A 17,498-nucleotide genomic window follows, 5' to 3' on the forward strand; every position below is an offset into this window, starting at 1 on the left:
GTTCCGGCCAGACTGGGTTCGTTGCTGACCGTCACCAAGTCGGCAAGGATGCGGCTGGTCTCGGTGAGATAAATGTCCTTCTTTTTCTTGGCAGGCGTAGTTTCTGTTGGCTCAGCTTCATCACCACCGTCGGTATCATCATCTAATTCATTCAACGCACTACGCTTTTTCTCGGCTTCGGCGCGTTCCTTACGGCGCTTGTCGATTTGCAGCGATACTGTTTTGTCCTCACGGGCTTTCTTGAAGTCGGCCAGGTCGGTGACGAGTTTCTTTAGCTCTTCGTCGGATTTTAGGCGGCCGTTGTAATTATCGCGCAACTGGTTTACGATGTGGTCGCTGATATTGTTGGTCAGCTCGTAGCGCGAAGAGGGAATCTGATCCCAAGGCAAGGCGCTTGGCTGTGAAGCCTCGCCATATTCGTCGGTCTTGAAGGCAGTAGGTAGTTCGAGATCGGGCATAACGCCACGAAGTTGGGTACTACTTCCGTTAATGCGGTAAAACTTAGCTACCGTCATCTTCACTTCGCCCAGGTCATCTTTCTCCTTAGGCATCCACCTGTTCAATTCAATTAGCGTCTGCACGGTCCCTTTGCCGTACGTCTGCTCGCCAACAATAATGCCGCGTTTATAATCCTGAATCGCCGCCGCGAAAATCTCAGATGCCGATGCGCTGAAGCGGTTTACCATCACGGCCAGTGGACCGTCATAGGCAATCATAGGATCGGTATCTGCTTGTATTTCCACCTCACCCTGCGATTCTTTCACTTGTACTACGGGGCCTTTGTTAATGAAGAGTCCAGTGAGCGAAATAGCTTCGGTCAGTGAGCCGCCGCCGTTGTTTCGCAAGTCGATGACGATACCCTCCACGCCTTCTTTGCGGAGTTCCTCCATCAATTTTTGGGTGTCACGGGTCGTGCTGGAAAATTCTTTCTCACGCTTTTGTGCTCCTTCAAAATCACGATAAAAAAGGGGAATGTCGATCACGCCAATTTTCATCGACTTGCCGCCATGATCCACGGTCACAATCTCGCTCTTGGCGCGTTGCTCTTCCAACTTGATTTTCTCACGAACGATACGAATCTCGCGGGGCGGTGTGTTGGGCAGAGCATTAGCCGCTAGCACCTGCAATCGCACTATGGTTCCTTTGGGGCCTTTGATAAGCTTCACCGCGTCATCAACAAACCAGCCTACGATGTCGACGTATTCGCTGTCGTCACCCTGGGCCACGCCCATGATACGATCCTCCTTTTTCAACTGCTTGCCCCGAAAGGCCGGGCCACCGGGAATCACATCTACAATCTTTATGTAGTTCTCTTCCTCGCGCAGCATAGCCCCAATGCCTTCCAGCGACTGGCTCATATCCTGTTTGAAGCGGTCAGCGGACACAGGACCGAGGTAGTTGGTATGAGGGTCGAGCGACTCAGCGTAGGCGTTCATATACATTTGAAACACTTGCTCCGAACGAATGCGCTCCAGAGCGCGGTTACGGGTTTTGTATCGCTTGGCGAGGGTGCTGATGGTGGCCGTATCGGCCTTGCCCGCCAGATTCAAGTCAAGGGCTTCGCTCTTGATGTACTTGCGCCAAGTGTCGTCGAGTTCATCATTGCTCTTGGCCCAAGTCCTTTTGTCGCGATCCGTATCGAGGCTTTCTTCCTCAGTGAAATTAAATGGTTCGGGCTTTTCCAGCAATTTTTGAATATAGTTGCTACGCTCCTGGTACCGCTTACGAAAGGTGTTGTAGATCTCAAAAGGTACTTCAAGTTCATCGTTTTTCAGGAACTCATCAAACGAGTACTTGTACTTGTCGAACTTCGCCACGTCCGAAGCCAGGAAGTACAATTTACTGTGGTCAATATCGTCAAGGTACTTCTTATATATTTCCGCCGAAAGCGAATCGTTGAGTTCGATTTTACGGTAGTGGTAGTTGGATAGAATCCGCAGAGCCAGACCTTCCGCCCGGATCTGCGCCGGGGTGGGTTTCAGGTCTTTGGAAAGATCTCCTTCCTCGTAAGCGATTCCATCGGGAAACTGGTCGGTACTTTGGGCTTGTGGCCCTCGTTGCCAGCCCAGCAAGACGATAGGAATCAGGGTAATCAGGTACTTTTTCATGTAAGATCGTTTAAAGGATTTCTAATAACTCCACGTCGAAAACCAGCGTTGAGTTTGGACCGATGGTGGGGCCTGGAGCGCGCTCTCCGTAAGCCAGGTTGGCAGGGATAAATAGCCGAAACTTCGACCCTTCGGGCATTAGCTTCAACGCTTCTGTCCAGCCTTTGATAACCCCGCTTACCGGGAACTCCACCGGTTCGCCCCGCTCTACCGAGCTATCAAAAACCGTTCCATCGGTCAGGGTGCCGTGATAATGCACCTTTACGGTAGAGGTATCGGCGGGTTTTGGGCCCTCACCCAACTTGATTACTTCGTATTGCAGACCGCTTTCGGTCGTTTTGACATTGGGGCGTTTCTTGTTTTCTTCCAAATACTTCTGCCCCGCCGCCAGGTTGGCATTGCCTTTGACGCTGGCTTGTTTCTGGAAATACTCGCCGATGTATTGATTGCCCTCCTCAGGGCTAAGTTCGGTATCCTGCCCCTTCAAAGTCTCGTTGATTGCCTTCAGCAGAAGACTGGTATTAATGTCCGATAGGCCTTGCTGCTTCAGCGAGCCGCCCACACTCAAGCCAATGGCGTAAGCAACGGAGTCGAGCGCAGTTTTGAGCGTTTTTGGCGCAGGAGCTACCGTAGCGGCATCCTTTTTAACGGTTTTGGGAGTTTGAGCAATGGTTTGGGTGGATACTAAAGTGGCGCACATCATAAAAGCGGCCAGTGATTTCAGGTTACGGTACATTCGGTTTTAAAGGAACTGGTAAGTACATAATTTTGAAAAGATGGTAAAGGAACGAAAGCATTCCGCTAATAAACACAATTCTACCCGGAAAAAGTTTGGAAAGCATAGGAATGCCGCTATGAGCATTCCTGGCGGGACAGCCGAAAGTATTTTTGGTAGTCTTGGAAAAGTCTAATTTCCGGCTTGGAGTTTTTTTGGAGCAGATCAAAATATTGTCAAAAAAAAGCGTATTTTTGCGGCTGTTTTTGAAACAGCGATAACCTCAACTCCCCAATCCAGTAAACAATAGTATATGGTATCTGTAAGACCGGACGAAGTTTCAGCCATCCTGCGTGAGCAACTCGCGGGTTCGAAATCGGAAGCGGAACTAGAAGAAGTCGGTACGGTGCTGCAAGTCGGCGACGGCGTGGCGCGTATTTACGGCCTTTCCAAAGTGCAAGCCGGCGAACTGCTGGTGTTTGAAAATGGCCTGAAGGCCCTTGTACTTAACCTCGAAGAAGACAATGTAGGTGCGGTGTTGCTGGGTGAATCCAGCGAAATCAAGGAAGGCGACACTGTGAAGCGCACCAATGAGATCGCCTCTATTCAGGTTGGCGATAGTATTGTGGGCCGCGTGGTCAATACCCTGGCCGAACCCATCGACGGCCTCGGTCCCGTGCAAGGCGAGCTGTTCGAGATGCCCCTGGAGCGTAAAGCCCCCGGCGTGATCTTCCGCCAGCCCGTAACCGAACCCCTTCAGACGGGTATCAAGGCCATCGACGCCATGATCCCTATCGGTCGCGGCCAGCGCGAGCTGGTGATTGGCGACCGCCAAACGGGTAAGACGGCGGTGTGCATCGATACCATCATTAATCAGAAAGAATTCTACGATCGTGGCGAGCCGGTTTACTGCATCTACGTGGCGTGTGGACAAAAGGCCTCCACGATCAAGCAGATCGAAGCCACTCTACGTCGCTATGGCGCGATGGACTACACGGTCATCGTAGCTGCCGGGGCTTCGGACCCCACACCAATGCAATTTTTCGCACCCTTCACGGGAGCGGCCATCGGCGAGTACTTTCGTGACACGGGACGCCCGGCGCTGGTTATTTACGATGATCTTTCCAAGCAAGCCGTCTCATACCGCGAGGTATCGTTGCTACTGCGCCGTCCGCCTGGACGCGAGGCGTATCCTGGCGACGTATTTTATCTGCACAGCCGTCTGTTGGAGCGGGCTGCCAAGATCGTGAACGACGATTCGATTGCCCAAAACATGAATGATCTACCCCCTTCTCTGAAAGGTAAGGTGAAAGGTGGTGGTTCATTGACCGCTCTACCGATCATCGAAACCCAGGCGGGCGACGTATCGGCCTATATTCCTACCAACGTGATCTCGATCACCGACGGACAGATCTTCCTGGAAACAAACCTGTTCAACTCCGGTATCCGGCCCGCCATTAACGTGGGTATTTCGGTATCGCGCGTGGGTGGTAATGCCCAGATTAAGTCTATGAAGAAAGTGGCGGGTACCCTGAAACTCGACCAGGCACAGTTCCGCGAGCTGGAAGCCTTTGCTAAGTTCGGTTCCGACCTCGACGCCGCCACGCAGTTGGCCATCGACCGCGGACGCCGCAACCAGGAAGTGCTGAAACAACCACAATACACCCCGGTTCCCGTAGAGCAGCAGGTGGCGATCATTTACGCTTCTACCAAAGGTCTTATTGACAAAGTACCCGTCGAGAAGGTAAAGGATTTCCAGGAGGATTACCTCACGGTGCTATCCGGCCAATACGCCGACACCATGAATGCCTTCCGCGCTGGCAAATTTGACGATACGCTTACGGGCGTGCTCGAAAAAGTAGCGAAGGAGATTGCGGCGAAATATATTTAATTTTGAATGAGAGATTGAGTGAATTAGAGAGTGTTGCTTACGCCGGCCATTCTTTTATTCACTCATTCACTCATTCACTCATTCAAAATTGAGTTTAGATGGCAAATTTAAAAGAAGTACGCGGCCGAATCGTATCGGTTAGTTCGACCCAGCAAATCACCCGTGCCATGAAGATGGTGGCGGCGGCTAAGTTGCGCCGGGCGCAGGACAATATCATTCAGATGCGGCCTTACGCTCAGAAGCTGGGCGAAATGCTGGCAACGGTATCATCAGGAAGCGAAATGGGTTCCGACAGCGCGTACGGACAGGCGCGTACCGTAGAAAAAGCACTGCTTATCCTTGTCACTTCCGACCGGGGCTTATGCGGTGCATTCAACACCAACGTGATCAAAGCCGCTATGGCGCATACTGAGGCTAACTACGCCGATTTAGCGCGTCAAGGCAAAGTAGAGGTACTGGCTATTGGCAAGAAAGGAGCCGAAGGCATGACGCGCCGGGGCTTCAAAGTCAATGCCGCTTATCAGAATATCTTCACGGAACTCAGCTTTGTGGGCGTGAAGGAAGCTGCCGAGGCCGTCATGACGATGTTCGCGGCGGGCCAGTACGATCGCGTGGACTTGATTTTCAACGAATTCAAGAATGTTGCGACGCAAATTATCCGCACGGAGCAGTTTTTGCCCATCGCCGCCGATCCGGCTAGCGGACAGGGGGGACGGCCTAACATCAACTACACCTTCGAACCGGACGAGGAGCAGATCGTCAACGAACTGATCCCGAAGTCACTCAAAATACAACTGTATCGCGCGGTGCTGGAATCCAATGCTTCGGAACACGGGGCGCGGATGACGGCAATGGACAAAGCCACCGACAACGCGCAGGAGTTACTGAAAGAATTGCGACTCGTTTATAACCGGACGCGGCAAGCGGCCATTACAAAAGAGATTCTGGAAATCGTAGGTGGTGCGGAAGCTCTAGCCTGAAAATAATATTGAACTCTCCTTTTTAAAGGGAAGCGGACATTGGTTCTGCTTCCCTTTTTTTGGTCAATAGTGAATCGATGTCCTTGCTGAGTTGCTGGCCCACCCGCTCGTAAACGACCGGAGCGGGGTGAGCGCTGTCAAAGGGCAGCATGTTTTCCTTAATAGGTATCAGCTTAGCGTAGTCCAGCAATTTAACATTGGCTTGCTCAAAAAGCTGCCTGGTTTCCAGAGAAATGGGATTTCCTGGAAAAACTACTACAAAGAAATTCTCGTTATTAAATCGGGCGATATACTCCTGCTGTACTTTGGCGATAATTTTGACTAACCATTCGTAGTGTGCAGCGGTATGGACACGCGGGTAGCTCCATTTCAAAAGCTGCCGAACACCCGTGGGTTGAAAACCCAGTACCGTCCGTGTATAAACGCGACGCTTGTCGGCAAAAACTCCATCTGTCGTCATCGTTTCTTCGTTCAAATAAGGGAATCTTCCTTGGGTCATGTCGATCCAGCGCGTGGCTGGAATTACCCGGTCGAGATGGTCATCGATGAGTGTAAATACTGCGAACCCATCCTTTTGCGGAATCTGTCGTTCCAGATCCTGCTGCTGCAAACGAGCCAGGGCGTGCAGGGGCGAATAAGCAAGAAAGCCGTAGTTGTAAGCTCGGTAGCTGGATGAGTTGGCCTGAAAGTAGTAAGGGAGCGTTTGGTTATCAGAAACGCCGTCACCGTAGGTATAGGAACAGCCCAGAAAAATGGCATATCGATTGCGGAACAGCGAGTCGGTTAGGGGCGTCCTCCTCCGCCCCAGCGAGTCCGTCGAGATCGTGACCGTGTCGTAGCGAGTGGCCTTATATTCCGGCACCCAGTCGATGTGCCAGTTGGGCTTTGCCGCCACGCCCAGGGTATCGCTGAAAACTGATGGTTCGGTGTGGTCGGGGCGTAAAAAGGGCTGCGACGGAGTAGTTGTGGTGGGTTCAGGCTGGTTACGATTGACGAGCCAGAGGCTCAGTTTTTCTAAACCAAACAACAGCAATGCAGTTACCAGAAGAGTCCCAATGGTTCCTTTCACGAAACTGGCCCCATAAATAAGCCCATACAGCAAAAGGCTCACTACGGACAAAATCACCAAAGTTTTGAACGCAGTGCGGATAACATTCAGGTCGTGCCAGATACCGTCGGCGTTGCCATACACAAACTCGAAAGTCAAAATAGCTGTCGAAGCTAGTAGAATAGTAATAAGCAGAATACCTGCTATGGCGAGAAAACGGAGCTTTCCCGAGTTTTGTCTTCTTGGCATGAATCCCAAATTCGCTTGGAGTTAGGTACTTGAACGTTGGTTTGAAACTACTTCGCTGATGAAAAGTATAGTAACGGTTGACTAGCGGGCAAAGATAACCATCCGTCCCATTAAACGTCCTCGCAATTTTCTCATCAAGTACTACGAACGAAGGTAACTTAGTCTGACCGCTTGTACTATATTTGTCTTCTGTTACATTGTCAACCGTTTATTTCATACTTCCTACTTATCAAAAATAATCCAAATCATGCGTAATCAATTATTCATCAAACTTCTGGGACTATTTACTTTTGTGTTAATCCTAAGTACCGTCCAAGCCCAGTCGGTGGACGAGGTCATAGATAAACACGTAGCCGCAATGGGCGGCGACAAGTACTCGGGCATCAAGGGCATCAAGATGGAGGCTACGGCCCAAATCATGGGCATGGACCTGCCTTCCACTACTACGATCGTGCAGGGACGCGGCATGCGTAGCGAGACGACGGTGCAGGGGTCGGCCATCGTTCAGGCTATTGATGGCAATACAGGCTGGATGATCAATCCGATGACGGGCCAAACTACCGCTACCGCTTTGCCCGAAGACCAGGTGAAGATGTCCGCCGGACAACTGGATCTGACAGGTCTGTACAACTACAAGACCAAAGGTCACAAGGCTGAGCTCATGGGTGAAGAAACGATTGAAGGAGCGCCCGCTTACGTGGTAAATGTCGATATGGCTAATGGTGCCAAAGCGACGCACTACATTTCAAAGGACACTTACTATATCCTCAAATCGGTTATCAATACCGAAGTGCAGGGGCAAGCAGTGGAAGTAAAAACCAATTTCTCCAACTTTAAGCAGGTAGATGGCGTGACCTTTCCTTTCACGACCGAAATCGAGTCACCCGCTATGCCCGGCGTGATGACGATGATGGTCAATAACGTGACGGTGAATCCCACGGTGGATGAAACCATATTCGCTATGCCGAAGAACTAGAATCCTTTGTGTTCAGGTGTCGGAACGCTCCGTGCTGTTCTTAGTTTCTCAAGATATGAGCCGTTTGCCTTCGGGTAAGCGGCTTTTTCGTTAGAGAGTGATTTTCATAGAAAATATTCCCCAATGACGGTAGCCAATTTCCTGGCTTCGTAAACGGAACGGTTCTTTTTGCGACTTAAAGGTAAAATAGATTTTTTCACTAAACCAACTACCCCTATGGCACGCAAAAGAGGAGAACCCGCAATACCAGGCACCGGAAAAGAATTATTGGAGCCGCCCGTTTATCCGTCGTTCCCCAAGAACACGCCGAAAAACACGCCACCCGCCGAAGACGCTGATGGAGTTCCTGACAAGATACCGAATCGCGATGCCGACCACGAAGAAGGAATGTAATTAAGATACATTATACGATTTGCGCCCGATGCAAACCTGCATCGGGCTATTTTTTGCGCTGACGGGAAAGATCAATCGTAACGATTCACATTCTGTCTTTCATCTGTTTTTGGTTTGAGTATCTTCAACGACAGCAATAAGTAGGTGTAGTAATTTATTAGTAATATTGCCAAAAAAACGATTTCTCTTTGATTATAGAAACGCGTGCCTACGCCCGAGCCGGGCTATTGGGCAATCCCTCCGATGGCTTTTTTGGTAAGACGATTTCGGTGTCGGTAAGAAACTTTGGCACCTCGATTTCGCTTTACGAGTCGCCCGAACTTCATATCGAGTTGCAGCCGCAGGACAGCAGTACTTTCAAAAGTATCTATCACCTGCGTGACTCGGTGAGCATGCTGGGCTACAATGGCGGCATTCCGCTCATCAAGGCGGGTATCAAGAAATTTGCCGAGTACTGCGAGCAACACGACGTACGGTTGCCGAACCGAAATTTTACGGTGCGTTATCGCTCGTCGATTCCCCGGCAAGTGGGCATGTCGGGTTCCAGTGCCATTGTCGTAGCGCTGTTCCGGGCGTTGATTCAGTTCTATAAAGTGGAAATCCCGCTGGAGCAGCTGCCCCAACTTGTCCTGAATTCCGAAACTGAAGAACTGGGCATCGCGGCGGGCTTGCAGGATCGTGTCATTCAGTGTTACGAGGGGTGCGTCTATATGGATTTTGATAAAAAACTCATTAAGAAGCAGGGCTACGGTACTTACGAGCGGCTGAACCCCAATCTTTTGCCCAAACTTTATGTCGCCTACAATACGCAACTGAGTAAAGTGTCAGGAAAAGTACACAGCGACGTCCGCGCCCGCTTCGACCGGGGTGAGTCCGATGTGAAGGATGTTCTGAACCAGATCGCTCAACGCGCTGCTGATGGTCGTGCTGTCTTGTTGGACGGTCGGCCCGATGACCTGCACGAGTTGATCAACCAGAACTTTGACTTGCGCTGCCAGATTTACAATGTCTCTGAATCCAACAAGCAATTGGTCGCCGCTGCCCGAAGCTGCGGTGCGTCGGCCAAATTCGCCGGATCGGGCGGGACAATCATTGGTACTTACCGCGACGACGATATGCTCAACCGCTTGTTCGTCGAGCTAAAAAAACACAACGCCCGGGTGGTGAAGCCGTTTGTGGTCTAACCCATTTATTTTATCCATAAAAAAAAGCCGACGGCCGACCGCAATGACGAACCGAGCCGCCGGCCAAAAGCCAAACTATGATTCGTAAAGCCGTAATACCTGCTGCGGGACTGGGTACCCGATTTCTGCCCGCCACCAAGTCCATGCCCAAGGAAATGCTGCCTATCATCGACATTCCCACGATTCAGTACGTCGTGCAGGAAGCCGTGGACTCAGGCATTGAGGATATTCTGATTATTTCAGGAAAGGGCAAACGTGCCATCGAAGACCACTTCGACCGGAATTTTGAGTTGGAAGCCCGGTTGGAGGAAAAGGAAGATCAGGCCTGGCATACCGAGATGCGCCGCCTGGCCGACATGGCCAACATCCACTTCGTGCGCCAAAAAGAGGCCAATGGCTTGGGTGATGCGATCTATTACGCTCGCCATCACGTGGGCGATGAACCGTTTGCTGTGCTGTTGGGCGACACGATCATGGACTCCGTGATTCCGGTAACGCAGCAGTTGATGGATACTTTCGAGCAGTACGGTGGCTCAGTAATTGCTGTGGAGGAAGTACCCGCCGACAAGGTAGATCGTTATGGCATTGTAGGTGGCGACACGCTGAGCGATACGATTCTGGAACTGAAAACGCTGGTCGAAAAACCCGCTGTGGGTACTGCGCCCTCCAACCTGGCTATTGCGGGCCGCTACATCCTGACGCCGGATATATTCCAAACCATCAGTCAAACCCCTAAGGGTAAAGGCGGCGAAATTCAACTCACCGACTCTCTGCTGCTGCTGCTGCGCCGCGAAAATATTCACGCCCACCGCATCGAAGGTCAGAGGCACGACATCGGCAACAAACTCGATTTTTTGAAAACGACCGTCACCTTTGCCTTAAAACGCAAGGAATTTTCCGAGCCTTTTCGGGAGTTTCTCATGGAGCTTTTGGCGAAGTGAGGCAGGCTCAACCCAAGTGAGATACCATCGTCTGGTAAGAAGGGCGGGAAATATGCAAGCGATTTCTTTTGCCAAAAAGAGCGGAGCAATTTGATTGCCGACTGCAGGAAAGACGTATTTTTGAAACTCTGTTTCACTAAAAATACTACGCCATGAAAAACATACTTGCCATTGTTTTTTCTCTGTCGTCGTTAATTCAAGTCACTCTAGCCCAGACGCCGATTGACTCGAGCGATTATTTTCAGGTATCGGAATACCCTTCGTTCAAAGACAACTATAACGCCAACGCCGCCTTCGTCCTCGACAACCGCTGGACGACGACGGTAGGAAGCCAGCCACTGGGCCGCCGGTGGCAAGCGGTTGCCGACGAATTCAAAGTATCGCCAGAAGGAAACGACGCGTATCTACTGGCGCGCCGCCAGATCCAAAGGGGGATGATATTCAGTTGGGTTGGGCTTGGGTTGACCGCCGGAGGATTGACCTTGATTGGTAACGCAACCGGGTCGTCCATTGGCACGGGCGTCGGGGTGGGTACCTCGCTGGCTAGTCTGGTGTTTTCAATGGCCTCGATTCGTAATAGATTCAGAGCGGAAAGTAATTTCGAAAAAGCCCTCTGGTTGCGCAACCGCGACGCCATGTTGAACTACCTTTCTCCCACCGATCAGCCTCGTTTTCGATACCTTTATGAAGCCGAAACGATACGGCTGGCCCATAATAACAGCTACTTCAAAAACGAAAAGAAGTATCGGTTGGGAATATTTGCCAACAACGCGGTCGCCGAATTTCAAAACATACCCGATGCCTCAGTTTTGTTTACAGAGTACCAGAAGTACCAGCGATCGGGCGTGCTGTTTCAAAGCCTCGGGATAGGCGCTATGGTCGCGGCAGTTCCGTACGGAATTTCTACCAAACAAACTTCTAACTTCCTGCTCCTCTATTTTGGGGGGGTGGCAGGTTCGGTGCTCGGCGCGAGCTTGATAAACAATGGTCGCAAACGACTAAGACAGGCCATTCATTTCCGCAACTACACCGTTATGGAGCGCAAAATGCTGCGCAACTGAAACGACGCTACCGCAGCCACTCGGCCACGGCAAAACCCAAATAAGTACCCAGCCCATTGCCCAAAGTACCCACCAGGATAGCGGGTAGTTGCAAATCGGGGCGCCCCAGACTGCGGGCCAGCGCCAGTGCCGAACTAGATCCGCCGATGTTGGCCTGCGATGCTACGGCTACCACGTCGGCGTCTTGTTTCAGCAACTTGGCTACGCCAATCAGCAGCGCGGCGTGTACCAGCACAATCGTGCAGATGATGACCAGCAGCCAAATTGCCAGCGTCCCGTCTTGTAACAGAGCCGGGATGTCGCAGTAAGCCCCAATTACGGCCAGGAAAAGGTAAATCATGAACATGCCCAGCACCCGGCTACCGCGCAGGCGGCTGACCACCGGAAACTGCGCCAGTACCAGCGCGACCGTCGTGATGGTGAGGATAGTGGGCAGAGCGGGAAAGATTGTTTTCACCCAGTCGGCCAGGAACACGGCTCCGAAGGCCAGGGCGGTCAGTAGTCCAACGTCTTTGGGGTTGATGGTTTCTTGTTCGTCGAATGTGTCAGCGGGAGATGCAATCGCTTTGCTTTCAGCCCTATTTTTGGTCTTGTTTTTCTTTCCCCGCAACAGAGCGGGCAAGGCCAATGTCGCAATCATCCATAGTGCGGTCACAATATTGTCGGCGGCAGTGGTAGCGGCGTAGAGCGTACCTTCGCGGGCCATGCCGTAGTGCAGGGCCACGGCGTTAAAATTCAGGCTACCGCCCGTGTAGGTTCCCGTCAGCATTCCCGCCAGGGCATAGTATTTTTCACCCAGCAGCGCGGTAGCGTCAACCAACTTTATCGCTACGGCCACTCCGAGTACCGTTCCCAACGCCCCAACCAGAAAAAGCCCGATCATGGACGGCCCGGCGCGTCGGATGCTTTTCAGGTTCACGCTCAGCATGAGCAGGAAAATTGAAATCGGTGCCACGTAAGTAAAAATCCCGTCGTATATGGGTGAGGGTGGGGTGGAGGAGGGGATCAAGCCCAGATTGGCGGTGAGTGCGGTAAGCAGAATGACCATTAGCGCCGTGCCGAGTTGCCGAAAGTACGGCTTGGTCGCCAGCCATTCGCAGATAACGACGTTCAGGCAAAGCACGGCGAGGACGAACAGCGGGTGGGTAGGCATCGGGCCTGGCATTAATTTTTTGAGGTTCGGCAAGCTACGAAAATGAACCGGATTGCCAGTACAGGACGTATATTGCGTACTTGATTAATTTTTTAAAGAAAACCTTATGCAAAAAAATATACGTACTTACTTTAGTAAATCCATCCTTCCCGTAATTTGTTTTCTGTTAGTTTCTCACGCGGCACTGGCTCACCTGGGGAAAATTTCGGGTGTCGTGTCGGACGTGGCCACCGGGCGTCCCCTGCCCGGCGTGACCGTCGTGCTGGCGGGTCAGGCGAAGGGGTCTATCACCAACGATCTGGGACAATACCAGTTCACGAATCTTCCGGCCTCCACTTATCGCCTGGAATTCACTAGCCTTGGCTACCAGAGCCAAACAATGACGGCGGCGGTGCAGGACGATCAGACGACTTTTTTACAAACCAAACTCATAGCCGCGCCCATCGACCTCGGCGCTGTGACGGTGTCGGCCTTGCGACCCAACGGGCAGCAGATCATCAGCAGCGTGGATATCAGGCTGCGGCCAGTAACCAACACGCAGGAAATTCTGCGCATGGTGCCGGGCCTGTTCATCGGGCAGCACGCGGGCGGCGGTAAGGCCGAGCAGTTGTTTCTGCGTGGCTTCGATCTCGACCACGGCACCGACATTCGCCTGACCGTGGACGGAATGCCCGTCAACATGGTGTCTCACGCCCACGGGCAGGGCTACGCTGATCTGCACTTCGTGATTCCCGAAATGGTGCAGTCCCTGAATTTTGGCAAAGGCCCCTACACCAGCGATCAGGGTAATTTAGCCACGGCGGGCTGGGTCAATTTCCAGACCAAAACCACGCTGGATCGGAATTTTGTCAAGGCGGAAGTCGGCCAATATGATACGTATCGCCTGGTGGGTGGCGTAAACTTATTGGCGAAAAACACCGGAAAAGATAAAGACGGAACGCCCGGACAGTCGGCTTATGTGGCGTCGGAGTACCAGTATTCTAACGGCTACTTCGAGAATCCGCAGTACTTCAACCGCTTCAATCTGCTGAGCAAGTACCACGGTCACCTATCACCCGCGACTACGCTGACGCTGTCGGCTTCCACCTTTTGGAGCAAGTGGAACCACTCCGGCCAGATCCCCGACCGCGCAGTGGAATCGGGGCTAACGGGCTTCTTTGGCTCCGTCGATCCCACGGAAGGCGGCGAAACCAGTCGCACCAACCTGAACGCGCAACTTGTGACGATCACGGGTCGTAAGGACGAAATCCGTCAGCAGGTGTATTACAGCCGCAACGCCTTCCAGCTTTATTCCAACTTCACCTTCTTTCTCAACGACTCCATCAACGGCGACCAAATCCGGCAGAAGGAGCGCCGCAACCTTTTCGGCTACAGCGGCAGTTTCACCCGCTACCACCAACTGGGCGTCAAGAACCTGACCTCGACGTTGGGCGTCCAGTATCGCCACGATCTCACCGACTCGACCGAACTCTCGCACACCCGCAACCGGAACGAAACGCTGGAACAGTACCAACTTGGCAACATCAACGAACTGAACGCCGCTGTTTACCTCGACGAAACCCTGTACCTGACCAATCGGCTGACGGTCAACGCGGGACTTCGCTTCGATGTATTCCGGCAACGTTACGAGGACTTGTTGCGGACGCCCATCGCGGCGTCGAAAACGACGACGGGTATCGTTTCTCCCAAGCTGAATCTTTACTACACCTTCTCGCCCCGCCTACAGCTTTTCGCCAAAGCGGGCAAGGGCTTTCACTCCAACGACAGCCGCGTGGTATCCGCCGGGGCTACCGTCGGGGGCGTAAAACAAGTGCTGCCCCCTGCCTGGGGCGGCGATCTGGGAGCCATCTGGAAACCCATGCCGCGCCTGCTGGTCAGCACCGCTCTTTGGACGTTGCATATGGCACAGGAATTCGTGTACGTGGGCGACGAGGGCGTGGTCGAACCCAGCGGCCGGACGCGCCGCGAGGGCGTAGACGTTTCGCTCCGCTACCAGTTGACCGACCACCTTTTCGCTGACCTGGACATGAACGCCACCCGCCCACGCTTCGTGGACGAGGAGCCGGGCCAAAATTATCTGCCGCTGGCGCCCGTGTTTACCTCCATCGGCGGATTTTCGTTCCAGGCCGACCGAGGTTTCAACGGCTCGCTGCGCTACCGCTACCTGGCCGACCGTCCCGCCAATGAGGACAACAGTTTGGTAGCCAAAGGGTACTTCGTGGCAGATTTGCAACTCAACTACACGCTGCCGCGCCAGCAATTTGGTCTTTCAATACAGAACCTGTTCAACACCCGCTGGAAGGAGACGCAGTTTGCCACCGAAAGCCGTCTGCGGGGCGAGTCGGTTCCGGTGGAGGAAATCCATTTCACGCCCGGCACGCCGTTCTTTGCTCGGCTGTCGTGGACGTGGTTTTGGTAGGCGAGGAGGCATCCCATTTCACCGTAAACCGCGAGTAGTTAAAGCCGCCAAAACTTGCGTACTTGCTTCTTCACTCTTTGAATAAATAAAATGGACAAGATAAAGCTGCAAGTCGAAAACGTTGCCCACGAGTACCTATCGGAGATACCCGACACCTGGCAGAAAGAAGACTATCTGAAAATACTGGAAGAATTCGGTTTTGCCGACGCCGACGCGTTGCCCGACAAAGAATTGGCCGAAATGACACTCATGGCTATTACTGACGAGGAACCCAACCAAGCGGCCGAAAACCTCATGGGGCTGTACCTGGCCGACGATCTCAACGAAGGCCAAATGTCGCAAATCGCCAGCGATATGCAATTGGACAAGATTTTTGAAGAATACCCCGAAATCAGACTGCACCATCGGCTGTTTAGCATCAACCAATTGCTGCGCAAAGCCTACAACGGCAAATTTCCCGACGGTCAGGCGGTAAAAATCACATTCACGCTCACGGATACCGAAGGTACTTTCACCAGCCCCGACGACATCACCAGCGAGGTTATCCTCAAAGCCCTGGAAAAGGCGATGCCCGACAACTCCATCGTCAAGCGCCTCTACCCAGACCAACTGGAAGGCAAAAAAGAACTCGCTGATGCCGACGCCATCGTTTGGCAACGCAAAGTGACCCAGTCCAGTGATAAATACGGAGTGGAAATTGTCTCCTCCGACTACTGGCTCGGCGACATCCTCGACCATCCAAGTTACGAGGCAGAAATTCAATTATTCAAAGCCGGGGAGGAAGACGACGATTAAGGTTTTTTGCTGAGAAAATAAGCCGTTCGGAAGCGATCAAAAGATTGTATCCGAACGGCTTTGTGTTTTCAAGAGCAAATCTCTACCTTGACCAAAAGTTCTAAAAACCCGCCTATCTCCCGATAAAACAGTTTTCCGCTAACAAGATGAAAAAACTTTTTCTCTCAGTTCTCGCGGTTGTCACCCTGAGCGTAGTCGAAGGGCCGATTACAAAAGCCCAAACCCGCTCCCCCATGCCCGACGCCAGCGTCGAAACCAAAGACGCTGTCACGATCAAGGGCAAGCGCGTTCCCTACACCGTCACCGCCGGAACCCAACCCGTGTGGGACACTGACGGCCAGCCCATCGCCAGCCTTTTCTACGTCTATTACGAGCGTTCCGACGTCGGTGACCGCGCCACGCGGCCTTTGGTGGTGTCGTTCAACGGCGGGCCGGGGGCGGCTTCGTGCTGGATGCATCTCGGCTACACCGGGCCAAAGCGGGTACTTATCGACAGCGAGGGCTATCCCGTGCAGCCCTACGGAATTCAGGACAATCCCAATTCGATTCTGGATGTGGCCGACATCGTCTATGTCGAACCCGTCAACACGGGTTTTTCGCGGATGCTTTCGGACACCATCGACAGGAAGAAATTCTTCGGCGTCAACGCCGACATCAAGTACCTGGCCGGGTGGCTCAATACCTTCGTGGGCCGCAAAAACCGCTGGCAATCGCCCAAGTACCTCGTGGGTGAAAGCTACGGCACTAACCGCGTGTCGGGCCTGGCGCTGGAATTGCAAAACGCGCAGTGGATGTACCTGAACGGTGTGGTGCTGGTTTCACCCACCGACCTCGGCATCCCGCGCGGCACCGTGGTGGACGCCGCCAGCTACCTGCCCTACTACGCCGCCACGGCCTGGCACCACAAAGTGCTGCCGCCCGATTTGCAGGGCAAAGACCTGGTGGAAATGCTGCCCGAAGTGGAAAACTTCACCATTAACGAACTCATCCCGGCTCTGGCCAAAGGCGGCTACCTCGATCCCGCCGCCCGCCAAAAGCTCGCCGCCCGCGTGGCCCGCTACTCGGGACTTTCCGAGAAAGTGGTGCTGGAACACAACCTGATGGTACCCACGGCTTTTTTCTGGAAAGAACTCCTGCGGGATAAGGGCTACACCGTCGGGCGGCTCGACTCGCGCTACCTCGGCATCGACCGCGAAGGCGCCGGGGAAGGCCCCGACTACTCGCCGGAGTACACCTCCTGGCAGCACTCGTTCACGCCCGCCATCAACTACTACCTCCGCGAGGTGCTGAACTACAAAACCGACCTCAAGTACTTCATCGCCGGACAAACCCGCCCGTGGAGCCGCGAGGGTACCGACACCGACCAAACGGGCGAAAACCTCCGTCAGGCGATGGCCCAGAATCCCTACCTGAACGTCCTCGTGCAATCGGGTTATTACGACGGCGCGTGCGACTATTTCAACGCCAAGTACGATATGTGGCACCTCGACCCCAGCGGCAAAATGCGCGATCGCCTCGATTGGAAAGGCTACCGCAGCGGCCACATGATGTACCTCCGCGACGACGACGTCATCACGTCGAATGA

14 protein-coding genes are annotated in these 17,498 nt (G+C 53.0%); 10 read left to right on the plus strand and 4 right to left on the minus strand.

Annotated features, from left to right (window positions below; genetic code table 11):
- The coding region (locus tag ACEW8P_RS11870) for a carboxy terminal-processing peptidase (protein WP_373513296.1) at nucleotides 1-2,108 on the minus strand (2,108 nt) is incomplete at its 3' end.
- 10 nt (nucleotides 2,109-2,118) lie between these two features.
- Nucleotides 2,119-2,844 carry an FKBP-type peptidyl-prolyl cis-trans isomerase gene (locus ACEW8P_RS11875; protein WP_373513297.1) on the minus strand — a complete coding sequence of 242 codons (726 nt, stop codon included), beginning with the start codon at nucleotides 2,842-2,844 and terminating at the stop codon, nucleotides 2,119-2,121.
- Nucleotides 2,845-3,136: 292 nt separating this feature from the next.
- Here ACEW8P_RS11875 and atpA point away from each other — a divergent pair, with 292 nt between their 5' ends.
- Together atpA and atpG are read left to right on the plus strand one after the other, a co-directional pair.
- Nucleotides 3,137-4,714 carry a F0F1 ATP synthase subunit alpha gene (atpA, locus tag ACEW8P_RS11880; protein WP_373513298.1) on the plus strand — a complete coding sequence of 526 codons (1,578 nt, stop codon included), beginning with the start codon at nucleotides 3,137-3,139 and terminating at the stop codon, nucleotides 4,712-4,714.
- 98 nt (nucleotides 4,715-4,812) lie between these two features.
- A complete protein-coding gene (gene atpG, locus ACEW8P_RS11885; RefSeq protein ID WP_373513299.1) occupies nucleotides 4,813-5,694 on the plus strand; it encodes an ATP synthase F1 subunit gamma in 882 nt (293 codons plus the stop codon).
- A gap of 22 nt (nucleotides 5,695-5,716) precedes the next feature.
- Here atpG and ACEW8P_RS11890 read toward each other — a convergent pair whose 3' ends face one another.
- Nucleotides 5,717-6,991 carry a hypothetical protein gene (locus ACEW8P_RS11890; RefSeq protein ID WP_373513300.1) on the minus strand — a complete coding sequence of 425 codons (1,275 nt, stop codon included), beginning with the start codon at nucleotides 6,989-6,991 and terminating at the stop codon, nucleotides 5,717-5,719.
- 247 nt (nucleotides 6,992-7,238) lie between these two features.
- Here ACEW8P_RS11890 and ACEW8P_RS11895 point away from each other — a divergent pair, with 247 nt between their 5' ends.
- The 5 genes from ACEW8P_RS11895 (at nucleotide 7,239) to ACEW8P_RS11915 (ending at nucleotide 11,546) form a co-directional block, all read left to right on the plus strand.
- On the plus strand, nucleotides 7,239-7,967 hold the full coding sequence (locus ACEW8P_RS11895) for an outer membrane lipoprotein-sorting protein (RefSeq protein ID WP_373513301.1): 729 nt from the start codon (nucleotides 7,239-7,241) through the stop codon (nucleotides 7,965-7,967).
- 216 nt (nucleotides 7,968-8,183) lie between these two features.
- Nucleotides 8,184-8,360 carry a hypothetical protein gene (locus tag ACEW8P_RS11900; RefSeq protein ID WP_373513302.1) on the plus strand — a complete coding sequence of 59 codons (177 nt, stop codon included), beginning with the start codon at nucleotides 8,184-8,186 and terminating at the stop codon, nucleotides 8,358-8,360.
- A 188-nt stretch (nucleotides 8,361-8,548) separates the two neighbouring features.
- Nucleotides 8,549-9,544: a mevalonate kinase gene (locus tag ACEW8P_RS11905; protein ID WP_373513303.1), complete on the plus strand. Its 996-nt coding sequence runs from the start codon at nucleotides 8,549-8,551 to the stop codon at nucleotides 9,542-9,544.
- A 77-nt stretch (nucleotides 9,545-9,621) separates the two neighbouring features.
- Nucleotides 9,622-10,485, plus strand: coding sequence for a UTP--glucose-1-phosphate uridylyltransferase GalU (galU, locus tag ACEW8P_RS11910; protein WP_373513304.1), 864 nt, complete (start codon nucleotides 9,622-9,624; stop codon nucleotides 10,483-10,485).
- A gap of 152 nt (nucleotides 10,486-10,637) precedes the next feature.
- A complete protein-coding gene (locus tag ACEW8P_RS11915; protein WP_373513305.1) occupies nucleotides 10,638-11,546 on the plus strand; it encodes a hypothetical protein in 909 nt (302 codons plus the stop codon).
- 7 nt (nucleotides 11,547-11,553) lie between these two features.
- Here the strand turns inward: ACEW8P_RS11915 and ACEW8P_RS11920 are convergent, their stop codons facing one another.
- A complete protein-coding gene (locus ACEW8P_RS11920; RefSeq protein ID WP_373513306.1) occupies nucleotides 11,554-12,699 on the minus strand; it encodes a DUF819 domain-containing protein in 1,146 nt (381 codons plus the stop codon).
- Between the two features lie 106 nt (nucleotides 12,700-12,805).
- Between ACEW8P_RS11920 and ACEW8P_RS11925 the strand changes: the two genes are divergently transcribed.
- From ACEW8P_RS11925 to ACEW8P_RS11935, 3 genes are all read left to right on the plus strand, one after another.
- Nucleotides 12,806-15,118: a TonB-dependent receptor gene (locus ACEW8P_RS11925; RefSeq protein WP_373513307.1), complete on the plus strand. Its 2,313-nt coding sequence runs from the start codon at nucleotides 12,806-12,808 to the stop codon at nucleotides 15,116-15,118.
- Between the two features lie 90 nt (nucleotides 15,119-15,208).
- Nucleotides 15,209-15,913: a hypothetical protein gene (locus ACEW8P_RS11930; RefSeq protein WP_373513308.1), complete on the plus strand. Its 705-nt coding sequence runs from the start codon at nucleotides 15,209-15,211 to the stop codon at nucleotides 15,911-15,913.
- Nucleotides 15,914-16,059: 146 nt separating this feature from the next.
- On the plus strand, nucleotides 16,060-17,498 hold a 1,439-nt coding region (locus tag ACEW8P_RS11935), incomplete at its 3' end, for a S10 family peptidase (RefSeq protein WP_373513309.1).

Origin of the sequence: Persicitalea sp. (genome assembly GCF_041751555.1) — a bacterium.
Taxonomy (GTDB): Bacteria; Bacteroidota; Bacteroidia; order Cytophagales; family Spirosomataceae; genus Persicitalea.

Coding starts and splice junctions, on each gene's coding strand:
- ACEW8P_RS11875 (WP_373513297.1), bottom strand. CDS start 2,844: ATGTACCGTAACCTGAAATCACTGGCCGCTTTTATGATGTGCGCCACT.
- atpA (WP_373513298.1), top strand. CDS start 3,137: ATGGTATCTGTAAGACCGGACGAAGTTTCAGCCATCCTGCGTGAGCAA.
- atpG (WP_373513299.1), top strand. CDS start 4,813: ATGGCAAATTTAAAAGAAGTACGCGGCCGAATCGTATCGGTTAGTTCG.
- ACEW8P_RS11890 (WP_373513300.1), bottom strand. CDS start 6,991: ATGCCAAGAAGACAAAACTCGGGAAAGCTCCGTTTTCTCGCCATAGCA.
- ACEW8P_RS11895 (WP_373513301.1), top strand. CDS start 7,239: ATGCGTAATCAATTATTCATCAAACTTCTGGGACTATTTACTTTTGTG.
- ACEW8P_RS11900 (WP_373513302.1), top strand. CDS start 8,184: ATGGCACGCAAAAGAGGAGAACCCGCAATACCAGGCACCGGAAAAGAA.
- galU (WP_373513304.1), top strand. CDS start 9,622: ATGATTCGTAAAGCCGTAATACCTGCTGCGGGACTGGGTACCCGATTT.
- ACEW8P_RS11915 (WP_373513305.1), top strand. CDS start 10,638: ATGAAAAACATACTTGCCATTGTTTTTTCTCTGTCGTCGTTAATTCAA.
- ACEW8P_RS11920 (WP_373513306.1), bottom strand. CDS start 12,699: ATGCCTACCCACCCGCTGTTCGTCCTCGCCGTGCTTTGCCTGAACGTC.
- ACEW8P_RS11925 (WP_373513307.1), top strand. CDS start 12,806: ATGCAAAAAAATATACGTACTTACTTTAGTAAATCCATCCTTCCCGTA.
- ACEW8P_RS11930 (WP_373513308.1), top strand. CDS start 15,209: ATGGACAAGATAAAGCTGCAAGTCGAAAACGTTGCCCACGAGTACCTA.